Here is a 19759-nt window from a genome sequence, read left to right as displayed (position 1 = left end):
CATGACCAGGCGGGGCAACTCCCAGAGGCGGCAGCGGTTCGGCGCGAACTTGGCGGGCTGGCGTGTGCGCGCGGGCCTGACCCAGCGGCAGCTGGCACAGATCATGTTCGCCCTGTCGGGCAGACGGTGGCAGGTGTGCCGCTTCAAGATCGCACTGTGGGAGCGGGGCGCACGTATCCCGCACGAGTGGCTGGCGATCTACGCGCAGGCGCTCAAGGTCCCCTTCGAGCAGTTCGCCCGGACCGCGCAGGTGCTGGACGCGCCCCTCGGGGGTGTTGTCCAGGAGGACCGCGCAGGGCCGCAGGGCCGCCGTCACCGCCCTGCGGCGCGCAGTCAGGATTCCCAGGGGCGGCGGCATGGCCGACTTCCCCAGAAGGGCACCGGAGGGCTGCCCGTCGTCTGAGGACGAGAAGCGCCCCCGCCTCTGTCGTACGAGGCGGGGGCGCGGTGGTATGCGGGGTCAGTCCTGGACGCCCGCACCGAGGGCGAGGACGGCGGGCACGAGCGCGTACCAGTGCCCCCACATCGTGCGGAAGATCTCGATGAGGATCATGACGTCTTCCTTTCGGTCCAGCCGTCGCGGACGGCGACCTCGTACATGACCGTGACGGCCGTCCTGCCGCAGTCGGCCAGGGTGACGGCGCCAGGATCCTGGCCGAGGACGCGGGCTTCGTAGTCGAGCACGAGGGAGGCCAGCGCGTGTGTCAGCCGCACCCCGAGGGTGCGTTCCAGCAGCTCCGCACGCGCCTGGTCGGTGTCCGCCGTGGCGACGGCGTACGCGAACGCGCTGGCGAAGAGCACTCCGAGGACGGTGCTCTTGGCGCCGTCCGGGATCTCCTCCGATCCGGCGAGGAGCAGCAGTTCCTCGGGGATCTCCGGGAAGGGCTCCGGAGCGGGCTTGGTGCCCCGCAGGAGGGTGCGGAGGCACTCCAGGGACTCGATGTCCTCGCGGCGCATCGGGGGCAGGCCGCGCACCATGTCGCGGGCCCACTGGTCGGCGTCATCCGGGCCCTTGCCAGGGTCCGGGGCATCGCTAAAGTCAGCCATGGGTTGTCGCCTGCTTCCGTCAGGTGATGACCAAGGCGCTGTCGGGTGGTAGGACACCCGGCGGCGCCGTCTTGTGCCTCCGGTATCCGCCTCGATGGCCGTGGTGTCAAGGGGGTGCGCGACGCCTTGATGAGCAGGCTCTCAGTCGAGGATATTTCGCGCCTCACGCTCACGGCTGACCAGCGTTTACGCAGGTCAAGCACAGCGCTTAGACGTTCATACTGCGCGACTACCTCGACTAGGCGGCGAGAGTAGCCCGTGCGCTCCACGAAAGGCCCGAAGTCTCCAGACACGAGACTTCGGGCCTTTCGCGCGAGGGTGCGCGGTGTGCTGCACTGGATGACTCTGGGTACGCAATGGCAACCCAGAGTGAGGAGATCGCATGCGTCGTCCCTTCGCCCGAGTGTGGACGGGGGCACTGGCCCTGATGGCCGCTGCCGCCGCGCTGCCGCTGGTTTCCCCGATCCCCGCGTCAGCCGACAGTGTGGTCATCGGGGGCGGCCCGGTGCGGGCTTCCGACAGTCCGTGGGCCGTGGCGCTCTCCAGCCGTGACCGGTTCGGCGGTACCCGGTCGGGGCAGTTCTGCGGCGGTGTGGTGATCGGGCGCACAACGGTCCTGACCGCCGCGCACTGTATGGGCCGGGACGTGCTCGGAGTGCCGCTGAGCGACGTCGAGGACCTGAAGGTCATCGCGGGCCGCGGTGACCTGCGGGCGGCCGACGGAGCGGAGATTCCGGTGCGCCGAGTCTGGATCAATCCGGAGTACGACAGCTACACGAACTCCGGTGACGTAGCGGTACTGACCCTGGCCGAGCCGTTGCCCAAGGGGTCTGCGATCCCCGTGGCCGGGCAGGGGGATCCGGCGTACGAGGCGGGTACCGCTGCCGCCGTCTACGGCTGGGGAGACACCACCGGGTCGGGGACTTACGCCCGTACGCTCCACTCGGCGCGCGTTCAGGTGCTCGCCGACGCCGTGTGCGAGAAGGCGTATCCGGGCAGCGTTGACGGAACGTACACGGCCGCGACCATGGTGTGCGCGGGCGAGCTGGACGGTCGGCGCGACGCCTGCCAGGGGGACAGCGGAGGGCCGCTCGTCGCGCACGGGCGACTGATCGGACTGGTGTCCTGGGGGAGTGGCTGCGGGCGGGCCGGGAGCCCGGGCGTCTACACGCGGCTCTCGGGTGTCGCCGGAGTGATGCGCGGGCGCGGCTGAGGGTGCCTGTGCCCGGAAGTGCCCGGACCCGGCCGGAAGGTCGGGCCTCAGGGGTCCGAGAAGGCGCCTGGGCGCCCGCGTAACGAGAGCGGGCGGCCGCCCCCGTGTGGTGGGAGGCGGCCGCCCGTTCGCCGGCCTGTGTGCCGGTGCTGGCTCGTCGTGGATGCGAGGTGTCAGCGTTCCTCTTCGGTGGCGCTTTCGGGAACGGCGGTCAGTCGCTCCGTCTCATCCTGTATCTCAGCGGCGATCTTCTTGAGTTCCGGCTCGAACTTGCGGCCATGGTGGGCGCAGAAGAGCAGTTCACCGCCGCTCAACAGGACGACGCGCAGGTATGCCTGGGCGCCGCAGCGGTCGCAGCGATCAGCGGCCGTCAGGGGGCTCGCGGGGGTCAGAACAGTAGTCACGTCGCCTCTTCTCTAGCTCGACGAGCTGTCGTACCAGGGTCAACATCCAACCAGGCCGAAAACGTTCCCGCTCGTGGCTTTTCCTCGAAGTTTCTTTTCGAGGAGGTTGTCCGTTGCCGGTTGGCGGCGAATGTGCCGTATTGCGTCTCTTACGTGTCTTACGGTTTCGCGCTGGTGTACAGGTCGGGTCCTCCCCGGCTGGCTTGCCGGTTGTTCATGAGGACGTGCCCGGAGCCTAAATGGTTCATGCCTCGAAGGGAACGTGACGTGCGCTTCACTCCATTGAGGGATCGAACATGCATGCGAGTCTGGACTAGTCTGAGTTGAGACGAGGGTGGCGTAGCAACGGCTCTACCAGGCATCGGTACCCTCTGACGGGCAACCGAAGCCGCGTCCTTACCCCAAAGGACTCCCTTTGAAATTCAGCGAGGAGCGAACCGCGTGACCGCCGAGACGTCCGTGCCGTCCACAGCGTTGCTGACCGGAGCAGACCGGGACGGTTCCAACTACACCGCGCGGCACCTGCTCGTCCTGGAGGGACTCGAGGCCGTCCGCAAGCGTCCGGGCATGTACATCGGGTCGACGGACAGTCGCGGCCTCATGCACTGCCTCTGGGAGATCATCGACAACTCCGTCGACGAGGCCCTGGGCGGGTACTGCGACCACATCGAGGTCATCCTCCACGACGACGCCTCCGTAGAGGTCCGGGACAACGGTCGAGGCATCCCGGTGGATGTCGAGCCCAAGACCGGCCTCTCCGGAGTCGAGGTCGTCATGACCAAGCTGCACGCGGGCGGAAAGTTCGGCGGTGGCTCGTACGCGGCCTCCGGCGGTCTGCACGGCGTGGGCGCCTCCGTGGTGAACGCGCTCTCCGCCCGCCTCGACGTCGAGGTGGACCGTGCCGGTCACACCCATGCGATCAGCTTCCGGCGTGGTGTCCCGGGTGCCTTCGCCAAGCCGGGGCCCGACGCCGCCTTCGACTCGTCGGCCACGCTGAGCAAGGTCAAGAAGATCCCCAAGACCCGCTCCGGTACGCGGGTGCGGTACTGGGCCGACCGCCAGATCTTCCTGAAGGACGCGAAGCTGTCGCTGGAGCATCTGCACCAGCGGGCCCGGCAGACCGCCTTCCTGGTGCCGGGTCTGACCATCGTCGTACGTGATGAGTTCGGCCTCGGCGAGGGCGGCACCAAGGGCGAGGAATCCTTCCGCTTCGATGGCGGCATCAGCGAGTTCTGCGAGTACCTGGCCCAGGACAAGGCCGTGTGCGACGTCCTCCGCTTGTCCGGGCAGGGCACCTTCAAGGAGACGGTGCCGGTCCTCGACGAGCACGGCCAGATGACGCCGACCGAGGTCACCCGTGAGCTCGCCGTGGACGTGGCGCTGCGCTGGGGCACCGGGTACGACGCGACGATCAGGTCCTTCGTCAACATCATCGCCACGCCCAAGGGCGGCACCCATGTGACCGGGTTCGAGCGCTCGCTCACCAAGACGATGAACGAGGTGCTGCGCAGCCAGAAGCTGCTGCGCGTGGCCGAGGACGACATCGTCAAGGACGACGCCCTGGAGGGCCTCACGGCCGTGGTCACGGTCCGGCTGGCCGAGCCGCAGTTCGAGGGGCAGACCAAGGAGGTGCTCGGCACCTCGGCGGCCAACCGCATCGTCGCCAACGTCATCGCCAAGGAGCTCAAGGCGTTCCTGACCTCCACCAAGCGGGACGCCAAGGCCCAGGCACGCGCCGTGATGGAGAAGGCCGTCGCCGCGGCCCGTACACGCATCGCGGCCCGCCAGCACAAGGATGCCCAGCGCCGGAAGACCGCTCTGGAGTCCTCTTCGCTGCCCGCGAAGCTCGCCGACTGCCGCAGTGACGACGTGGAGCGCAGCGAGCTCTTCATCGTCGAGGGAGACTCCGCGCTCGGCACCGCCAAGCTGGCCCGGAACTCCGAGTTCCAGGCCCTGCTGCCGATCCGCGGCAAGATCCTCAACGTTCAGAAGGCATCCGTTTCGGACATGCTGAAGAACGCCGAGTGCGGCGCGATCATCCAGGTCATAGGAGCGGGGTCCGGCCGGACCTTCGACATCGACGCGGCGCGCTACGGCAAGATCATCTTGCTCGTCGACGCCGATGTCGACGGCGCGCACATCCGCATCCTGCTGCTCACCCTCTTCCAGCGGTACATGCGCCCGATGGTGGAGGCGGGACGGGTCTTCGCGGCCGTGCCGCCCCTGCACCGCATCGAGCTGGTCCAGCCCAAGAAGGGCCAGGACAAGTACATCTACACGTACTCCGACCGCGAGCTGCGCGAGACGCTGCTCGAGTTCCAGCGCAAGGGCGTGCGGTACAAGGACTCGATCCAGCGTTACAAGGGCCTGGGTGAGATGGACGCCGACCAGCTGGCCGAGACGACGATGGACCCGCGGTACCGCACGCTGCGCCGGATCAACATCGGCGAGCTGGACTCCGCGGAGCAGGTCTTCGATCTGCTGATGGGCAACGACGTCGCCCCGCGCAAGGAATTCATCACGAAGTCCGCTGCGACGCTGGACCGGTCGCGCATCGACGCGTGAGGGCGGGCGGCGCGTGAGGGGGTCGGAGCGCGACATCGGCGGCGCGTGGCGTCGCTGGTGGGTGACGTCGGCGGTGCGCGACGTGGGCGCCGTGCGGCGTACGACGTGGGCGCCGCCCGCTCCGATCCGGCGGCTCCGCGCAGCCCGTACCGTGCGCTCCACCCACGGGTGGAGCGCACGGATCCACCCACGTTCCACCCCAGCGCCGATCTCCTGACCAAGCAATTTCCGTAGCGTCGAAGGCGTCGATCCTCCGCGGATCGGCCTCGCTCTTCCTCGTCGTGCGGAGGCTGACATGTCCGGGCTCACCAATGCTGTGGTGATCTGCGCCGTTGTGGTGCTCGTGATCGCGCGCCAGTTCAAGGCGCAGCAGATCGGCACGGACCGGCGCTGGTGGGTCATACCGGCGGTCCTCGTCTTCCTCGCAGTCCGCGAGCCCGACGTGATCGACCACCATCACCAGGCGGCGTCCGTGGCGCTGCTCGTCGCGGAGTTGCTCGTCGGCCTGGCCATGGGCGTCGGCTGGGCACGCACCTCGCACGTCTGGACCGAGGCCGACGGCACCGCGTGGAGCAAGGGGACCAAGGCCACCGCGCTGGTCTGGGCCGTCGGGATCGGGCTGCGGGCCGGTCTGTTCGGGCTCGGCGCGGTGCTGGATGTGCGCCAGGGCAGCGCCACTCTGATGCTGGCGCTGGCGGCCACGCTGCTGGTCCGCAGCGGGTTGCTCCTGCAGCGGGCCGGTGCCGGACGCCGGACGTACGGTGTTGCCGGTGCGGCGTACGAACCCCTGCGGAAGGACCCTGTGTGAGCTGGGACCGATGGACGCGATGGCCTTCCAGGGAGGCACTCACCTGGGCGGGGATGAGTGTCGCCCGGCTGTGGTTCGTCAGGGTCCTGCGCGTGTCGATCCTCGGCAGCCTGCTGTGGGAAGCGTTCCACAAGGAACGGGGCTGGCCTTTGGTGGCCGGGGTGGCCCTGGTCGTGGCGGTCACCTTCTTCGGATGGGCGTTCTTCCGTATCTCGTACGCTCATCGGCTGTGGCCGTCGCTGGCGTTGATGGTGCTGCTCCTGGCGTCCGCGCTCGCCGCGGAGCTCGGTGAGTGGAGGCTCCTCGCCCTGGTGCTGTGGTGCGGCTCGGCCATCTCCGCACTGGAACGGCTGCCGCTGGTCGCCAGTGCTCCCTGTGTGCTCGTGGGGATGACCGGGTTCGTCGCGTACAACGACGACAGCTGGCTCACCACGGCACTCACCGTCGTAGGGCTCGTGCTGGCCGGATACACCCTGAGGCTCGACGCGGAGGCGCGGGGAAGTGCCCACCGCCTGCTGACGCAGGAGCGGGCGGCGCGCGCCGCGGAGGCGGAGTCGGCCGCGCTCGCCGAGCGGGCCCGGATCGCGCGCGAGATCCACGACGTGCTCGCGCACAGTCTCTCCGCGCAGCTCGTCCACCTCGAGGCGGCCCGGCTGCTGATCGAGAGGGACGCGACCAAGCAGCAGATCCTGGACCGTGTGGTGGCGGCGCGGTCCATGGCCCGCGAGGGGCTTGCCGAGACCAGACAGGCGCTCTCCGCGTTGCGCGGGGAGATGACCCCGGTCGAGGATTTCCTGCGCGAGCTGGTCACGACGGACCACGCGTCGGTCACCGTGACGGGAGAGCAGCGCCCGCTGCCGGCCGAGGCGTCCCAGGCGGTGCGCAGGGTGGCGCAGGAGGCTCTGACGAACGTGCGCAAGCACGCTCCGGGCGCGAAGGTGCAGGTGTGTCTCGAGTATGGCGAGGCTGAAGTGAGGCTGGTGGTAAGGGATTCGGGTGGACCTGCGGGGGAGCTCGCCGCCTCCGGGGCCGGGTACGGTCTGCTGGGAATGCGTGAGCGGGCCGAGCTGCTGGGTGGATCCCTGCAGGCAGGGCCGGGCGAGGAGGGCTTCGTGGTGACGCTGAGGGTGCCGGGATGACAGAGAACGACGGTGCCACCGGGGCCGCGGACGACGGAGCGGGCAAGGCCGCGGACGACGGGGCGGGCAAGTCAGTGGGTGACGGGAGGGCGGCCGGGGCGAAGCCGCCCGCGCGGGTGATCGTGGTCGACGACCAGACCGTGGTGCGCGAGGGCATCGTGATGCTGCTCGGACTGCTCCCCGGCATCGAGGTGGTGGGCTCCGGGGGTGATGGCGAGGAGGCCGTCCGGCTCGTGGCCGAACTCGCACCGGACGTGGTGCTGATGGATCTGCGCATGCCCCGTTGCGACGGGGCGGAGGCCACGCGGCGTATCCGTGCGGAGTATCCGGGGACGCAGGTCGTCGTGCTCACCACGTACGCCGACGACGACTCGCTGTTCCCCGCGCTGAGGGCGGGCGCGCGCGGCTATCTCACCAAGGACGCGGGCGGGGACGAGATCGTGCGAGCCGTCGAGGATGTGCTCTCGGGGGACGCGGGGCTCTCGCCGAGCATCCAACGGCGGCTCCTGGAGCGGCTGTCGGAGCCGGATGCCGGGCCCGCTGCCGCCGCCGAGCCGCCGGACGGCCTCACCGCGCGGGAGACCGAAGTGCTCGTACTGATCGCGGAGGGGATGTCGAATCACGAGATTGCCAGGGCCCTGCACGTCTCCACCGCGACGGTGAAGACGCACATCAACAATCTCTTCGCGAAGACGGGCCTGAAGGACCGTGCGCAGGCCGTGCGCTACGCCTACCGGCACGGACTCGCCAAGCCTCCGGGGAGCGTGCGCGTCTGAGGGGCCTTCACCTGATGGGGTGAAGAGCGCGGAGAGAAGAGTCAGGGATCTTCCCCTTCTGTCCATCCTTGGGCACGCGGCCGAACAGGGCAGCGGACAAGGAGAGTTCGGTGGAGAAGCGCGACGGGCCCGAGGCGGGGTCTGGCCGGGGCGGTGGGGGGCAGGGCCGGATCGGTGATCAGAGGGATCCCTGGTACGACGCGCTCGCCTCCGGCTGGGGAGAGTTGGACGGCACGGGCGTGCCGGCTTCCGTGACGCCGTCCCCGGCGGCCTCTGAGCGGCAGGGTGCGAGTCCTGCCGACATCTATCTGGAGGCGCAGCGCAGCGAGGCCTTCCAGGAAGTGCGCAGCCGGTACCGGCGGTTCGTGTTTCCGGGCGTTGCGGTTTTCTTCACCTGGTACGTCGCGTATGTCGTGACCGCGACGACGGCGCCCGGGCTGATGGCCCGGCCCGTTGCCGGCGCGGTGAATGTGGCGATGCTCGCGGGGCTCGGGCAGTTCCTCACGACCTTCCTGCTGACCTGGGCGTATGCCCGGCATGCGCGGCTGCGCAGGGATCGCGCGGCGCTGGATCTGCGCTGGGCCGTCTTCGAGCAGAAGCGGGAGCAGGAACAGGAGCAGCGGCGGGTGCGTGAGGTGGCGCGGGAGCAGGGGGCCGAGCGATGACCGGTGATCATCAGACCCTCGCGCTGCTGCTGTTCGGCGTGTTCGTGGCCGTCACGCTCGCCATCACCACGTGGGTGAGCCGCAATCGGCATGGTTCGGCGGAGGAGTTCTACGCGGGCGGACGGCTCTTCTCGCCCATGGAGAATGGTTTTGCCATCGCGGGTGACTACATGTCGGCCGCCTCGTTCCTCGGCATCTCCGGGCTGATCGCGCTCTTCGGGTACGACGGGCTGCTCTACTCGGTGGGCTTTCTCGTGGCCTGGCTCGTGGTGCTGTTCCTGGTGGCCGAACTGGTGCGCAACTGCGGACGGTTCACGCTCGCCGACGTCGTCGCCGCGCGGATGCGGGAGCGTCCGGTGCGGATCGCGGCGGGAACGTCCTCGGTGACCGTGTCCGTTCTCTATCTGGTGGCGCAGATGGTGGGGGCGGGCTCGCTGGTGGCGCTGCTGCTCGGGGGGACGAGCGGGGCGGCGCAGACCTGGACGGTGATCGGTGTCGGCGCGCTCATGGTGATCTACGTGTCGATGGGAGGGATGCGGGCCACCACCTGGATCCAGATCGTCAAGGCGGTCCTGTTGATGTGCGGCACGATCGCGCTGACCGTGCTCGTCCTGATGCGTTTCCACGGAAACTTCGACCTGTTGCTGCGGACCGCCGCCGATCACAGTGGACAGGGAGAGCGGTTCCTCGCGCCCGGGTTGAGGTACGGCGGGGACTGGACCTCGCGGCTGGACTTCATCAGCCTCGGGCTCGCGCTCGTGCTCGGCACCGCCGGGCTGCCGCACATCCTCTCGCGCTTCTACACCGTGCCGACCGCGCGGGCCGCCCGGCGCTCGGTGGTCTGGTCGATCGGGCTCATCGGGAGCTTCTACCTGATGACGATCGTGCTGGGTTTCGGGGCGGCGGCCATCGTGGGGTCTGACGCGGTGCGCGGGTCGAACGCCGCGGGGAACACGGCAGTTCCGCTGCTCGCGCTCGATCTGGGCGGTGGTGCGGACTCCACAGGGGGAACGGTTCTGTTCGCGATCGTCGCCGCCATCGCCTTCGCCACGATCCTCGCCGTGGTCGCCGGGATCACGCTCGCCTCGTCGGCGTCCGTGGCCCACGACCTGTATGCCTCCTTGCGGCGGCGGAACGCGAAGCCGCGCAGTGAGGTGGCGGTGGCGCGTCTTGCCGCGGCCGGGATCGGCGTGCTGGCGATCGGGCTCGGGCTGCTGGCCCGCGACCTCAATGTGGCGTTCCTGGTGGGCCTCGCCTTCGCGGTCGCCGCGTCCGCCAATCTGCCGGTGCTGCTCTACTCGCTGTTCTGGCGGAACTTCACCACGCGGGGCGCGGTGTGGTCGGTGTACGGGGGACTGTTGCCCGCGCTCACGCTGGTCGTGCTGTCGCCCGTGGTCTCCGGAGGGCCCGATTCGCTCTTTCCTGGCGTCGATTTCCAGTACTTCCCCCTGGAGAACCCCGGTCTCGTCTCCATCCCGCTGGGCTTCCTCGCCGGATGGCTCGGCACGCTGACCTCGCGCGAGCCCGCCGACGAGGCCAAGCACGCGGAGACAGAGGTACGGTCGCTGACCGGCTCCGGGGCGGTGTAACGATTCCGCGAAGCGCAGAGGGTGTGGCTAGACGCTCGCCGCCCACTCGTAGCGGTGCTCCGGGCGGCCGGTGTCGCCGTACTTGAGGCTCAGTCTGACCCGGCCCGCGCGTTCCAGGAGCTTCAGATAGCGCTGTGCCGTCTGACGGCTCAGTCGGGTGTGGTCCGCCAGCTCCTGGGCGGAGAGCGGCCCCTCAGCGGCCATCAGGGCCCTTCGCACCAGCTCCGCCGTGGTGGGGGAGTGGCCCTTGGGCAGGTCGGGCGCCGTGGTTGCCGAGAGGGCGCCGAAGATCCGGTCGACCTCGGCCTGTTCGGCCTCGCCGCCGCCGTCCAGGGTGCGACGCAGGGTCGCGTACGCGTCGAGCTTGGCGCGCAGGCCCCCGTAGGAGAACGGCTTGACCAGGTACTGGAGCGCGCCGTGTCGCATCGCCGCCTGCACCGTGGCCACGTCGCGCGCCGCGGTCACCATGATCACGTCGGTCTGGTGGCCGCGCTCACGCAACGTACGTACGACCGAAAGGCCCGTCTCGTCCGGCAGGTAATGGTCCAGCAGGACCAGGTCCACGGGGACGTCCTCGACGAGCCGGAGCGCCTCGGCCGCGTTGTGCGCCTTCGCCGCGACCCGGAAGCCGGGGATCTTCGCCACATAGGCGGCGTTGACGTCCGCGACCCGGACGTCGTCGTCCACGACCAGGACCTCGATCATCGTGCTTCCTCCGTAGTGGCGAGCTCGGGCTCGGTGAGCGCTTCGGGCAGGACGACGGTGAACTCGGCGCCGCCCTCGGGAGCCTCGCCGGCCCGGGCGCTGCCGCCCTGCCGCTCGGCGAGTCTGCGCACCAGGGCGAGGCCGATGCCCCGCTTGCCGTGCGCCGGGGGCTCCTTGGTGCTCCAGCCCTCGGTGAAGATCGTCTCGCGCTGCTCGGCGGGGACTCCGGAGCCGGTGTCGCGCACCCGCAGGACGACGGCGCGTCCCTCGGTGCGCACGGAGACCTCCACGCGTGCGTGGCGGGTGCCCGCGGCCGCGTCGAGGGCGTTGTCGACGAGGTTGCCGACGATCGTGACCAGGCCGCCCGGGTCGACGAGCAGGTCAGGGAGCGCGGTGTCGCGCGGCACGTCGAGGGCGACGCCGCGCTCCGCCGCGACCGTGGCCTTGCCGACCAGGAGGGCCGCGAGCAAGGGGTCGCGGATCTTCTCGGTGATCTGCTCGGCGGTCACCCGGTGCGCGCCCGCCACCTCGCCGACGAACTCCGCGGCCTCCTCGTACATCTCCAGTTCGAGCAGGCCGAGGAGGGTGTGCATGCGGTTGGCGTGTTCGTGGTCCTGGGCGCGCAGGGCGTCGATGAGACCGCGGGTGGAGTCGAGTTCGCGGCCGAGCTGCTCCAGCTCCGTACGGTCGCGCAGGGTGGCCACGGCGCCGCCGTCGTCGGTGGGCATGCGGTTGGCGATCAGGACGCGCTGACCGCGCACGGTCAGGAGGTCGGTGCCGGTGACCCGTCCCGCGAGGACATCGGTCGTGCGGCCCTCGCCGAGGGCCTCGTCCAGCGGCCGTCCGATGGCTTGGCCGTCGAGGCCCAGGAGGCGCTGTGCCTCGTCGTTGAGCAGGCGGATCCTGCCCCCTCGGTCCAGGGCGACGACGCCCTCGCGGATGCCGTGGAGCATCGCCTCGCGCTCCGCGAGCAGCGCGGAGATGTCCGAGAAGGCGAGGTCGCGGGTCTGCTTCTGCACCCGTCGGGAGATCAGGTACGCGGCGAGCGCGCCGACCGCGAGCGCCCCTCCGGCGTAGGCGAGCAGCCCGGGAATGGAGTGGATCAGGCGGGCGCGCACGCTGTCGTATTCGATGCCTACGGAGACGGCGCCCACGATGTGCCCCTCCCCGTCCCGCAGCGGCACCTTGCCGCGGGCAGAGCGGCCCAGGGTGCCGTTGTCGATCTCCATGACGTCTTGGCCCGCGAGCGCGTCGCTGGGGTCGGTGGAGACGACCTTGCCGATCTGGTCCCGGTCGGTGTGGGACCAGCGCACCCCCTCCTTGTTCATGATCACGACGTACTCGGCGCCGCTGGCCCGCCGGATCCGGTCGGCCGCGGTCTGCACGGCCCCGTCCGGCCGGGGGGCCGTGGAGGTCAGGTCCTCGGCGATCCCCGGCTGGGCCGCCGTGGTCTGCGCGATGGCGAGCGCGCGGCGCATCGCCTGGTCGTCGAGCTGGTCGCTGAGCGGCGCGAGGAAGAGCCCCGTGGCGAGCACCGCGACCCCGGCGGCGATCGCCAGCTGCATCAGCAGGACCTGCGAGAACACGCGCCGGGGCAGGCCGAGGCGGAGGCGTCGCGCGGGGGAGGTCGGGCTCATGGTTACGAACGGTACGGCCGTGGGCGGGCTACTCCGTAGTCACTGTGGCGGGGATCTCGATCTCCCGTACCGCCACCACGTCCATCCGCGCCGGAGACCCGAGGGCCCCACCGCAGCTCTCGGGGCGGGGCGGCAGCGAGGCTTCCTGGGCGACGAGAACCCGCCAGCGGCGGCCGTCGGCGTGGGCGACGGTCACCTGCCAGCGCGGGGCCGTGCCGTCCGTGTGGACGACGCTCAGGGCCTCCGCGGCGTCCTCGCCCGTCGAGGCGCGCACCGCCAGCTCGGCGGCCTGTCCCGGGCGCTCCCAGGCGGAACTGCCCCGACACCCTTCGGTGACGACGCGGCCGGTGCGGACCGCGGCGAGGACCTCCTTGACGGCGTCCGCCCCGGCCCTGCCGTACGCGTATCCGTACGGCAGCACGAGCAGCGTGGGCGAGAAGCGGTGGCCGCCCAGGTGAGTGACCTCCCAGGCGCCTTCTTCGCCGAGCGCGGCGAGCTCGGCGGCCAGCGGCCTGCCGAGCAGGGCGCAGCAACGGTCGCGCTTGCCGTTGGTGCAGACGAGGGCGAGCGGGGCTCCCGTGTGCGGGGCGCCGAATCCGCCGTGGTCGCCGGTGCCGAGGGCCGTGAAGTCCAGGTCCAGCAACTGCCGGGGATCGTCGATCACTTGGCCGCGCAGCCAGGTACGGCCCGGTGCGGTGTGGGCGAGGTACACCTGGTGCCGGGTGGGCGCGTGGCAGTCGGCGTGCCGCCCCGGGCGGCGGATGAGCGCGACGCGTACGCCGGTGCCCTCCGCGGCCCTCTCCAGGGCGCGGCCGATCTCCGGGTCGAGATGGCTTGAGGTCAGCGCCTTGGCGCCCCAGGGGCCGGGTTGTTCGATGAGGAGCCATGTCCTGGCGGTGGCGGCAGTCCCCGCGAGAGGCTCGTTCAGGTCCCGCGAAGCGGTCGCGCACGTACTCACGCAGGCGAGCCTAACCCGCGCTCCGCCCCGGGCCGTTCACGCCTCGTCGAAGGACTACGAAGAGGACGGCGAGGACGACGAACGCGGGGACTACGAAGCGGGGACTACGAAGAGGACGGCATGGGCTGTGGCGGACGCATACCTACGTACTGGCCGCTGGGGCGCATCCGCAGCGGCCGTTCGTCGTACTCCTCCAGGGCGTGTGCGATCCAGCCCGCCGTGCGGGCCACCGCGAAGATCGTCTCGCCTGCTTCCGCGGGCATCCCCGAGGAGGCGCTGAGGACGGCCAGGGCGAGGTCGACGTTGGCGTGCAGGTTCGTGTGGCGGGCCGTGGTGGCCACCACGTCGCGGGCCGCGGCGAGGGCGGAGCCCGCCGACGGCATCTCCTCCAGGAGACCGAACAGCGCCTGCGCACGCGGGTCTTCGCCCGGGTAGAGACGGTGGCCGAGCCCGGGGACCCGGCGTCCCGCGCGCAGTTCGTCGGCCACGACGGGGGTCGCGCTGCCCCGGTCGAGTACGTCGAGGAGCATGCGGTGGGCCAGACCGCTGGCCGCCCCGTGCAGCGGGCCCTCCAGGACGCCGAGTCCGGCCGAGACCGCCGCGTAGGGGTGGGCGCGCGCGGAGGCGGCGACGCGGACGGCGAGCGTCGAGGCGGCCAGATCGTGGTCGACGAGCAGCGCGAGGGCGGTGTCCAGGGCGTGCAGCGCGGCCTCGCCGGGCTTGCGGCCGGTCAGCCGCGCCCACAGGCGTCGCGCCAGCGGGCCCTCGTCCCGGTGGCCGGGAAGGACCGGCGGGAGCGCGGCGACCAGCGTGGGGATCAGGGAGCGCGCGGTGCCGATGACCGCTTCTTCGGAGAGGTCGAAGCGGAGCGGGTCGGCGGTCGCGGCGGAGATCGCGGCGACGCGCAGCCGGTCCGTCGGGCCGCTGTGCTCGGGCAGCGCGTTCACGGCGCGACGGGCCGTGCTGACGGTCTCCCTGGGGGCGATGAAGCCGATGCCGGGGCGCAGGGCACCGGTCCACAGCCACTCGGCCACCTCTTCGTAGGAGTGGGTCAGGGCGAGTTGTGCCGCGTCGACGCCGCGGTAGTAGTAGCGGTCCTTGTCGATCAAGGTGATGCGGGTGCGTACGGAGAGTTCGTTGGCGGAGGTCGGAGCGGCGGGTTCCCGTCTGTTCCTGCGGGCCAGTGCCTCGACCTCCTTGGCGTCGAAGGTGCTGCCCCGTGAGCCGGCGCCGCGACTGCTGCTGAGCTGGCCGCGGCTCACGTACGCGTACACGGTCTCGGGCTTCACTCCGAGCAGTTCGGCGGCCTCCTTGGTGCTGAGCCGCCGACCCTCGCGCGGGGTTCCTTGATCCGTCATGGGCGTCACCGTATCCGCATCCTGACGACTGTACTTGCACATTGATTCAATCAATATTGACAGAGCTTCAGTCAATCATGGACAGTCAAATCAAGTCCAGGGAGGAAGTCGAGGAAGAACATGCCGATCAATGGCTCCGCCGCCACCCCCGCCGAGCCGGTCGAGGTCCCACGAGGACTCGCCGGTGTCGTCGTCACCGAGACGGAACTCGGAGACGTCAGGGGATACGAGGGCTTCTACCACTACCGCCAGTACTCGGCCGTCGAGCTCGCGCAGAGCCGCAGCTTCGAGGACGTATGGCATCTGATGTTCCACGGCGAGCTGCCGGACGCGGAGCGGAGCGCCGCCTTCGCCGCGCGGACCGCGCGGCTGCGGCACCTGCCCGAGGAGGTGCGGGACGCGCTGCCCGCCATCTCCAGGGCCAGCGCGCTGTCGGGGCCGCTCTCCGGGCTGCGCACCGCTCTCTCGCTCTTCGGGGCGTCGAAGGGCTTCCGTCCGGTGTACGACATCGACGACGACCGGCGGCGTGAGGACGCCCTGGCCGCGGCCGCGGTGGTGCCGACCCTGCTCACGGCGCTCTACCGGCTCGGGCAGGGCCTCGCGCCCGTCGAGCCGCGCGACGACCTGTCGTACGCCGCCAACTACCTGTACATGATGACCGGTTCGGAGCCGGATCCCGCCCGGGGCCGGGCGATCGAGCAGTACTTGATCTCGACCATTGATCACGGCTTCAACGCGTCAACGTTCACGGCGCGGGTCATCATGTCGACCGGTGCGGATGTGGTGGCCTGTCTGGTGGGTGCGGTCGGGGCGCTCTCCGGGCCGCTGCACGGCGGGGCGCCGAGCCGGGCCCTCGACACGCTCGACGCGATCGGCACGCCCGAACGCATCGACGGCTGGATCCGCGAGCGGGTCCTCGCGGGCGATCGCATCATGGGCTTCGGTCATCCCGTCTACCGCACCGAGGACCCGCGCTCGCGCATGCTGCGGGGCATCGCGGGGCGGTTCGGCGGCGACATGGTCGAGTTCGCGATCGAGGTGGAGCGGCGGGTGGAGGCGATCCTGGCGGAGCTGAAGCCGGGGCGCGAACTGCACACGAACGTGGAGTTCTACGCCGGAGTCGTCATGGATCTCTGCGGTCTGCCGCGTGAGATGTTCACGCCGACGTTCGCCGCGGCGCGGGTGGTGGGCTGGAGCGCCAACATCCTGGAGCAGGCGCGGGATTCGAAGATCATTCGGCCTGCGGCGCGGTACGTGGGGGAGACTCCGCCGGTTCCGGTACCCCCGGCTCCCGTTCGGGTGGCCTAGGGAGAGGCCGGAGGCGTGCCCTGCGGCCGGTCGGCGAAGGCCCGATCGAAGAGCTGGAACACCTGCCCCTCCGGGCTGTCGGGCGAGAGCTGCGCCTTGTGCGCCCGGGTGGCGTTCCAGTAGCGCCGGAACGTGCTGCTGTCGAGCAGGTTCTCGGCGTGGGCGATCAGGTCGTCCTCGGAGAAGCTGCCCCAGCTGTAGGCCAGTACGTAGTGGTTGAAGGTGAGGTTGGCGAAGAGGTTCTGGCGGAGTGCGGAATCCGGCTCCCTGCGGAAGTCGTTCCACACCGCGGCCAGCGAGGGGTCGTCCATGACCATCTGTGTCAGCTGGACGTGCAGCGTGCGCAGGTCGGCCTCCGCGCTGCGGTGCAGTTCGTCGCGTGAGGCGATCAGCTCCGCGCGCTGGAGGGAGAGTTCGAGCCGCTGCATCCGCAGTTCCCGCTGCTGGAAGAGGAGGGTGGCGACGAGCAGCAGGAGGGCGAGGCCGGAGAACACCGCGCTCACGCCGCCGAAGTAGTCCCCGAGCGAGCTGCGTTCCTCCGCCGTGCGCCGGTCGCCGTTGGTCGCTTCCACGCCACGTATCAGCCAGCCGCTGACGGCTAAGGAGGCCACGCCCACGAGTGCGATCCCCGCAGTGATGGCCGCGGTCCACGCGCCGACGGAGAGCGCGGTACGCCAAGCCTGCTGACGCGCCATCAGTCCCTCCCTGGGTTCGCCGAATTCTTCCCGTGGGCAGGGGGCGGAAACGTGCCCGGCCCCTGTGGGGGCCGGGTGTGCGATCGCGGAGGCGTCCGGCCCAGGGGTGCCCCGGGCCGGACCTGCTATGCGTCAGGGATGTCGGATCTGGCCCGCAGGAGGGTCTCGCGGGTGATCACGACGATGCGCTGGTCCTGGCCGCAGGCGAGGCCCGGTGGCAGGGCGTGCCGCAGGCTCTCGGTCACGTCGGTCCCTATGAAGGCGAATTCGCCGGTGGAGAGCTCGAAGATGTCGGGACAGGTCTCCCCGCTGATGCTGCCTCGCAGGCGCGGGGGAACGCCCAGTCTGCGTGCTATGTACGGCTTTCGGCCGAGACGGACGGCCATGGTGGCCTCCTTGTGGGCGGGTGGAGATCGACGAAGGTGAACTGTACGTACTTGATCAATCACCGAGGGTGGCGGTGAGTGGTACTGAATGACCGGGTCCGGTACAGCGGGGGGAGCCGAGCGGCTCAGGCCTCGGGGATGTCGACCTTGGCTCGGACGAGGGTCTCTCGGCTGACTACGACGATGCGTTCGTAGTCAGCACATCCGGCGTCAGCGGGCAGTTCGCCCTTGAGCGCTTCGGTCTTGTCCGTCCCGATGACGGCGAAGTTCCCGTCGCTGAGCTCAAAGATGTCGGGGCAGGTCTGGCCGGTTGCGCTGCCCCGCAAGCGGGGAGGCACGCCGATGCGGCGCACGATGTTCAAAGGGATCCCTGTCCTCGGGCGATAGGTGCTGGGCTGGGCTGGCGACAGGCTAGCCGCTAGATGCCGCGAGACGGTCCCAGTGTCATCCAACCGGCCCTATTCGGCGGGAGGTTCGCCCACCACCCACCACTCGTCGGTGTCCGCTTCCTGGAGTTCGCGGTCCAGACGATCCATCATGCGGCCCACCTTGGCCTCGTCGGAGGAGCGGTCCAGGCTGGCGCGATGGTGCCGTGTGGCATCCCAGTAGTGCCGGAAGATCGGGTTCTGGCACATCACCCGAAGGTGTCCGTGCAGCTCTCCCAGGCTCATGGCGCCGATCCGGTGGGCGTGCAGTGCGTTGATGTACAGGGCGTTGGCGAAGAGGAACTGGCGTTGCTGTTCGGGAGAGATCTCCTCTTCGTAGGTGTTCAGGACCGCCGCGAGCGAGGCATCCCCCATCGCCGTGCACAGCAGGTCGAAGTGGAGCCGGTGCTGTTCCGTGAGGGCCGCGTTCCTGCGTTGTGCGGCCAGGGCCAGGCGTTCGTGTTCGGCTGCCCGGCGTTCGCGTTCCTCGATGTGCGCCGACCGGCGCCACTCCTTGCCGCGGAGCAGCAGGAACGTTCCGGCCGCGAATGAGAGCCCTGCCGTCGCGGCCGGACCCACCTCCCGTGTCCAAGACTTCCGTGTGGCCATGTCAACCCCCCCGAATAGGCGACCGTCCGCCGGTCGTCGGGATGCGGGTCGACAGGGAGCGGACCGGCGAGCGATGGGCGGTGCGCTTGCCGTCTCCCAGGGTGCCGAGCGGCTCTGATCGGCGGGGAGGCGGAGAGGAGGCGCACGGAAGGAAGCGGTGGTCGCACATCCGGGCGCCGTGCCAGATGTGTGCCCCGCGAGCGCCGCTAACAATCGTTCACTTCGCGAGCCCCCTACGCGCACATATCCTGGGACGGTCTTCAATCGTCGTACGGGATTCGATGAGGTCCGATGAGGCCGGACGAGGTCCGACGGGTTCCGACGAGGCCCGCCGGGGTCCGGCGCGAGTCGTGCCGGCGTCGACACGAGAGGTCCACGTGAACAAGCAGCAGATCCCGGTCGTCGTCCTCACGGGCTTTCTCGGCTCGGGGAAGACGACCCTGCTGAACCATCTGCTGCACCGCAGCGGCGGCACCCGGATCGGGGCGATCGTCAATGACTTCGGCTCGATCGAGATCGACGCCATGTCGGTCGCGGGGCAGCTCGGCGACTCGACCGTCTCGCTCGGCAACGGATGCCTGTGCTGCGCGGTGGACGCGAGCGAGCTCGACGAGTATCTGGAGCGGCTCGCCAGGCCCTCCGCGGGGATCGACGTCATCGTCATCGAGGCGAGCGGGCTCGCCGAGCCGCAAGAACTCGTGAAGATGCTCCTCGCCAGCGAGAATCCGCACATCGTGTACGGCGGTCTCGTCGAGGTCGTCGACGCCGCCGAGTTCGACGCCACCCGGGAGCGGCACCCCGAGGTCGACCGGCATCTGGGCATCGCCGATCTCGTCGTGGTCAACAAGGCCGACCGGGTCTCCGACGAGGAGCGTGAGCGCGTCCTGGACGTCGTCCACGGGTTCGCGGGCCGTGCGTCCGTCGTCGCGTCCTCCTACGGGCGCGTCGACGTCGAGCTGCTCTTCGACCGCGCGCCCGTGGGGGAGCGGGTGGGACAGCTTTCCTTCGACGATCTGCGGGACGACGAGACAGGTGATGCCGATGGCGCCGACGGCCGCTGCGGTCAGCCAGGTCACCACGACCATCTGCACTCCGCCTACGAAAGCCTCTCCTTCACCTCCGAAGTGCCCCTGGGGCCGCGCCCCTTGATGGCGTTTCTCGACAGCAGGCCCGAAGGGCTCTACCGCATCAAGGGGTACGTCGATTTCGGTCCGGCCGACCCGAGGAACCGGTACGAGGTGCACGCCGTGGGGCGGTTCCTGCGCTTCTACCCCCAGCCGTGGGCCCCGGGGGAGGCGCGGCTGACCCAGCTCGTGCTCATCGGGTCGGGCGTCGACGTACCGGCTCTGGAGAAGGATCTCGAGGCCTGTCGCGAGTACGCCCCACAGGCCGATGAGCAGGGCATGTGGGGCGTACTGCGGTACGTCCAGGAAGCAGAGGCGGAACCGGACCAGGAGCGTTAGCGGCGTCCG

General features: G+C 70.1%; 20 protein-coding genes. 10 read left to right on the top strand and 10 right to left on the bottom strand.

Annotated elements, in window-relative coordinates:
* Position 1: 1 nt before the first annotated feature.
* Positions 2-403: a helix-turn-helix domain-containing protein gene (locus CP970_RS11050; protein ID WP_055544923.1), complete on the top strand. Its 402-nt coding sequence runs from the start codon at positions 2-4 to the stop codon at positions 401-403.
* Between the two features lie 146 nt (positions 404-549).
* Here the strand turns inward: CP970_RS11050 and CP970_RS11045 are convergent, their stop codons facing one another.
* Entirely contained in the window at positions 550-1047 is a 498-nt protein-coding gene (locus CP970_RS11045) for a hypothetical protein (protein WP_150493235.1), read from the bottom strand.
* A 382-nt stretch (positions 1048-1429) separates the two neighbouring features.
* Here CP970_RS11045 and CP970_RS11040 point away from each other — a divergent pair, with 382 nt between their 5' ends.
* Positions 1430-2260, top strand: coding sequence for a serine protease (locus CP970_RS11040; protein WP_055544921.1), 831 nt, complete (start codon positions 1430-1432; stop codon positions 2258-2260).
* A 173-nt stretch (positions 2261-2433) separates the two neighbouring features.
* Here CP970_RS11040 and CP970_RS11035 read toward each other — a convergent pair whose 3' ends face one another.
* Positions 2434-2664, bottom strand: coding sequence for a DUF7455 domain-containing protein (locus CP970_RS11035; protein ID WP_055544920.1), 231 nt, complete (start codon positions 2662-2664; stop codon positions 2434-2436).
* 441 nt (positions 2665-3105) lie between these two features.
* Here CP970_RS11035 and CP970_RS11030 point away from each other — a divergent pair, with 441 nt between their 5' ends.
* The 6 genes from CP970_RS11030 (at position 3106) to CP970_RS11005 (ending at position 10206) form a co-directional block, all read left to right on the top strand.
* A complete protein-coding gene (locus CP970_RS11030; RefSeq protein ID WP_055544919.1) occupies positions 3106-5229 on the top strand; it encodes a DNA gyrase/topoisomerase IV subunit B in 2124 nt (707 codons plus the stop codon).
* Between the two features lie 295 nt (positions 5230-5524).
* Complete coding sequence (locus CP970_RS11025; RefSeq protein WP_055544918.1) at positions 5525-6037, top strand: DUF1453 family protein; 513 nt, start codon at positions 5525-5527, stop codon at positions 6035-6037.
* Complete coding sequence (locus CP970_RS11020; protein ID WP_055544917.1) at positions 6034-7176, top strand: sensor histidine kinase; 1143 nt, start codon at positions 6034-6036, stop codon at positions 7174-7176. Before CP970_RS11025 ends, CP970_RS11020 begins: the two co-directional genes overlap by 4 nt.
* Positions 7173-7952, top strand: coding sequence for a response regulator transcription factor (locus CP970_RS11015; RefSeq protein ID WP_079043269.1), 780 nt, complete (start codon positions 7173-7175; stop codon positions 7950-7952). Before CP970_RS11020 ends, CP970_RS11015 begins: the two co-directional genes overlap by 4 nt.
* Before the next feature lie 110 nt (positions 7953-8062).
* Positions 8063-8617: a DUF485 domain-containing protein gene (locus CP970_RS11010; RefSeq protein WP_079043268.1), complete on the top strand. Its 555-nt coding sequence runs from the start codon at positions 8063-8065 to the stop codon at positions 8615-8617.
* Positions 8614-10206: a solute symporter family protein gene (locus CP970_RS11005; protein ID WP_055544916.1), complete on the top strand. Its 1593-nt coding sequence runs from the start codon at positions 8614-8616 to the stop codon at positions 10204-10206. The genes CP970_RS11010 and CP970_RS11005 overlap by 4 nt, the downstream gene beginning before the upstream one ends.
* A 27-nt stretch (positions 10207-10233) precedes the next feature.
* Here the strand turns inward: CP970_RS11005 and CP970_RS11000 are convergent, their stop codons facing one another.
* From CP970_RS11000 to CP970_RS10985, 4 genes are all read right to left on the bottom strand, one after another.
* Positions 10234-10911 carry a response regulator gene (locus CP970_RS11000; RefSeq protein WP_055544915.1) on the bottom strand — a complete coding sequence of 226 codons (678 nt, stop codon included), beginning with the start codon at positions 10909-10911 and terminating at the stop codon, positions 10234-10236.
* Complete coding sequence (locus CP970_RS10995; RefSeq protein ID WP_055544914.1) at positions 10908-12548, bottom strand: sensor histidine kinase; 1641 nt, start codon at positions 12546-12548, stop codon at positions 10908-10910. Before CP970_RS10995 ends, CP970_RS11000 begins: the two co-directional genes overlap by 4 nt.
* Before the next feature lie 28 nt (positions 12549-12576).
* Positions 12577-13506, bottom strand: coding sequence for a sucrase ferredoxin (locus tag CP970_RS10990; RefSeq protein WP_055544913.1), 930 nt, complete (start codon positions 13504-13506; stop codon positions 12577-12579).
* A gap of 104 nt (positions 13507-13610) precedes the next feature.
* The gene (locus CP970_RS10985; RefSeq protein ID WP_055544912.1) at positions 13611-14864 is read right to left on the bottom strand and encodes a citrate synthase family protein; all 1254 of its coding nucleotides are present in this window, start codon (positions 14862-14864) and stop codon (positions 13611-13613) included.
* A gap of 120 nt (positions 14865-14984) precedes the next feature.
* Here CP970_RS10985 and CP970_RS10980 point away from each other — a divergent pair, with 120 nt between their 5' ends.
* A complete protein-coding gene (locus CP970_RS10980; protein WP_055544911.1) occupies positions 14985-16172 on the top strand; it encodes a citrate synthase/methylcitrate synthase in 1188 nt (395 codons plus the stop codon).
* Here the strand turns inward: CP970_RS10980 and CP970_RS10975 are convergent.
* The 4 genes from CP970_RS10975 to CP970_RS10960 all read right to left on the bottom strand — a co-directional run bounded on the left by CP970_RS10975 (position 16169) and on the right by CP970_RS10960 (position 18287).
* Positions 16169-16867: a DUF6082 family protein gene (locus CP970_RS10975; protein ID WP_224058367.1), complete on the bottom strand. Its 699-nt coding sequence runs from the start codon at positions 16865-16867 to the stop codon at positions 16169-16171. The two genes, CP970_RS10980 and CP970_RS10975, sit on opposite strands and share 4 nt — an antisense overlap.
* 125 nt (positions 16868-16992) lie before the next feature.
* Entirely contained in the window at positions 16993-17253 is a 261-nt protein-coding gene (locus tag CP970_RS10970) for a hypothetical protein (protein WP_055544910.1), read from the bottom strand.
* Positions 17254-17378: 125 nt separating this feature from the next.
* A complete protein-coding gene (locus tag CP970_RS10965) occupies positions 17379-17615 on the bottom strand; it encodes a hypothetical protein (RefSeq protein ID WP_098245205.1) in 237 nt (78 codons plus the stop codon).
* A 96-nt stretch (positions 17616-17711) separates the two neighbouring features.
* Complete coding sequence (locus CP970_RS10960; protein ID WP_055544909.1) at positions 17712-18287, bottom strand: DUF6082 family protein; 576 nt, start codon at positions 18285-18287, stop codon at positions 17712-17714.
* Between the two features lie 377 nt (positions 18288-18664).
* Between CP970_RS10960 and CP970_RS10955 the strand changes: the two genes are divergently transcribed.
* Positions 18665-19750 carry a CobW family GTP-binding protein gene (locus tag CP970_RS10955; RefSeq protein WP_224058365.1) on the top strand — a complete coding sequence of 362 codons (1086 nt, stop codon included), beginning with the start codon at positions 18665-18667 and terminating at the stop codon, positions 19748-19750.
* Positions 19751-19759 lie beyond the last annotated feature (9 nt).

Source organism: Streptomyces kanamyceticus (assembly GCF_008704495.1).
Taxonomy (GTDB): Bacteria; Actinomycetota; Actinomycetes; order Streptomycetales; family Streptomycetaceae; genus Streptomyces; species Streptomyces kanamyceticus.
The sequence above is the reverse complement of the archived record's forward strand: the minus strand, read 5'-3'. Positions and strand labels throughout refer to the sequence as shown.

Excerpts from the sequence above, each read along its gene's own strand:
- CP970_RS11005 (WP_055544916.1), top strand. The coding sequence starts at position 8,614 with ATGACCGGTGATCATCAGACCCTCGCGCTGCTGCTGTTCGGCGTGTTC.
- CP970_RS11000 (WP_055544915.1), bottom strand. The coding sequence starts at position 10,911 with ATGATCGAGGTCCTGGTCGTGGACGACGACGTCCGGGTCGCGGACGTC.
- CP970_RS11045 (WP_150493235.1), bottom strand. The coding sequence starts at position 1,047 with ATGGCTGACTTTAGCGATGCCCCGGACCCTGGCAAGGGCCCGGATGAC.
- CP970_RS10960 (WP_055544909.1), bottom strand. The coding sequence starts at position 18,287 with ATGGCCACACGGAAGTCTTGGACACGGGAGGTGGGTCCGGCCGCGACG.
- CP970_RS11040 (WP_055544921.1), top strand. The coding sequence starts at position 1,430 with ATGCGTCGTCCCTTCGCCCGAGTGTGGACGGGGGCACTGGCCCTGATG.
- CP970_RS10980 (WP_055544911.1), top strand. The coding sequence starts at position 14,985 with ATGCCGATCAATGGCTCCGCCGCCACCCCCGCCGAGCCGGTCGAGGTC.
- CP970_RS10970 (WP_055544910.1), bottom strand. The coding sequence starts at position 17,253 with ATGGCCGTCCGTCTCGGCCGAAAGCCGTACATAGCACGCAGACTGGGC.
- CP970_RS11015 (WP_079043269.1), top strand. The coding sequence starts at position 7,173 with ATGACAGAGAACGACGGTGCCACCGGGGCCGCGGACGACGGAGCGGGC.
- CP970_RS10985 (WP_055544912.1), bottom strand. The coding sequence starts at position 14,864 with ATGACGGATCAAGGAACCCCGCGCGAGGGTCGGCGGCTCAGCACCAAG.
- CP970_RS10995 (WP_055544914.1), bottom strand. The coding sequence starts at position 12,548 with ATGAGCCCGACCTCCCCCGCGCGACGCCTCCGCCTCGGCCTGCCCCGG.
- CP970_RS11050 (WP_055544923.1), top strand. The coding sequence starts at position 2 with ATGACCAGGCGGGGCAACTCCCAGAGGCGGCAGCGGTTCGGCGCGAAC.
- CP970_RS11025 (WP_055544918.1), top strand. The coding sequence starts at position 5,525 with ATGTCCGGGCTCACCAATGCTGTGGTGATCTGCGCCGTTGTGGTGCTC.
- CP970_RS10975 (WP_224058367.1), bottom strand. The coding sequence starts at position 16,867 with ATGGCGCGTCAGCAGGCTTGGCGTACCGCGCTCTCCGTCGGCGCGTGG.